Annotated in this window: 2 protein-coding genes and 2 pseudogenes; all 4 read right to left on the bottom strand. The window is 55.9% G+C overall.

What is annotated here, in order from left to right; translation table 11 throughout:
- Nucleotides 1-173 (bottom strand): annotated as a pseudogene (locus CE491_RS31100) (IS3 family transposase); the annotation flags it as partial.
- 3 nt (nucleotides 174-176) lie between these two features.
- Nucleotides 177-524 (bottom strand): type II toxin-antitoxin system ChpB family toxin, encoded by a 348-nt coding sequence (locus CE491_RS00110; RefSeq protein WP_110946374.1) that lies wholly within the window; start codon nucleotides 522-524, stop codon nucleotides 177-179.
- Nucleotides 525-534: 10 nt separating this feature from the next.
- On the bottom strand, nucleotides 535-789 hold the full coding sequence (locus tag CE491_RS00105; protein WP_110946373.1) for an AbrB/MazE/SpoVT family DNA-binding domain-containing protein: 255 nt from the start codon (nucleotides 787-789) through the stop codon (nucleotides 535-537).
- A 75-nt stretch (nucleotides 790-864) separates the two neighbouring features.
- A pseudogene (locus tag CE491_RS31095) lies at nucleotides 865-1026 on the bottom strand (site-specific integrase); the annotation flags it as partial.
- Nucleotides 1027-1115: the final 89 nt, after the last annotated feature.

The raw sequence follows: 1115 nt of genomic DNA, 5'->3' as shown, positions 1-1115 counted from the left end.
ATTTTTGCATCCATCCTGCGGGTCGTCCCATAAACACCTCGATCAAGGTGTTGCGACGACCGGTTGAATCCGCCTTGCGATCCCTGGTCGGAATGAAATAGCAGGCCTTGAGGCTTGCCGCGCTGCTCGTAAGCCACGTCCAGCGCCTTCACCACCAGGTCTGCATCCGGCTTTTCCTACTCAATCAGCACTTGAATGCGGGCTAGTACATCGTCCATCACCACCTCGGGGACCGCCTCTACGCGCTTGCCCCCACGGGCCTCAAGATCAACGGTGCGGAGTTGATTGCACAACACCACGCCTTGCGTCTCGGTGCCGGAACCGCTCAGTGGCACGGCAAAACCGGCATAGCGGGCAAAATCCCCGCCTTGGGTGATGGGCGCGATCAGGACCAAGCCCGACACGTTGAAGGCTGCAGGCGAAATGATCAGCGCAGGACGAAAATCGCCTTGCTGCTCACGGCCAGCGGTGGGATTCAGGTTCAGGCGCACAATATCGCCACGGTTAAATTTGGCCCGCTTCACGCTTCACGCTTCACGCTTCACGCCCAACGGCTGACATGGCATTCCACGCTGCCATGTCGGCAGGCTCCGGCGCGCTCAAGTCACACTGCGCCATCAGCTCGGCCAGCGCGTAATGCGGCTTGGCCTTCGCAGCCTTGAGGGTCATAACCTCGGCGGACACATCGAGTTTCAGCACATCGCCACTGACCAGATTCATCAGCTTAAGCACGGTTGCAGGCAGGCGAATCGCCGCGCTATTACCCCACTGCTGCACTTTGACTTCCATAACAACCTCCTAAAAAGTATGCGCATTGTAGATACTAAGCACGTTATCCGCAAGAGTTTTGTATAAACATAGTATCTACAATGCCAGCTCAAAAGCACGCCGTATAGTGGCTTGATTCACTGACAGGTACGGCTTCGAATGGTCAAGATCGGAATGCCCAAGAATCATTTGCACCGTCTCAACGTCACCAGTTGCGGCCAGCACCTTTGCTGCAAGTGAGCGTCTGCCACTGTGTGATGGAGTGCCATGAATCGCCCCGGATTTTCTAGACACTCTCCAAGCTCAGGAAATAGCGTTTCTCATACTCTACTGGAGACAGCTGCATA

It is taken from the genome of Pseudomonas bohemica, assembly GCF_002934685.1.
Lineage (GTDB): Bacteria > Pseudomonadota > Gammaproteobacteria > Pseudomonadales > Pseudomonadaceae > Aquipseudomonas > Aquipseudomonas bohemica.
The sequence above is the reverse complement of the archived record's forward strand: the minus strand, read 5'-3'. Positions and strand labels throughout refer to the sequence as shown.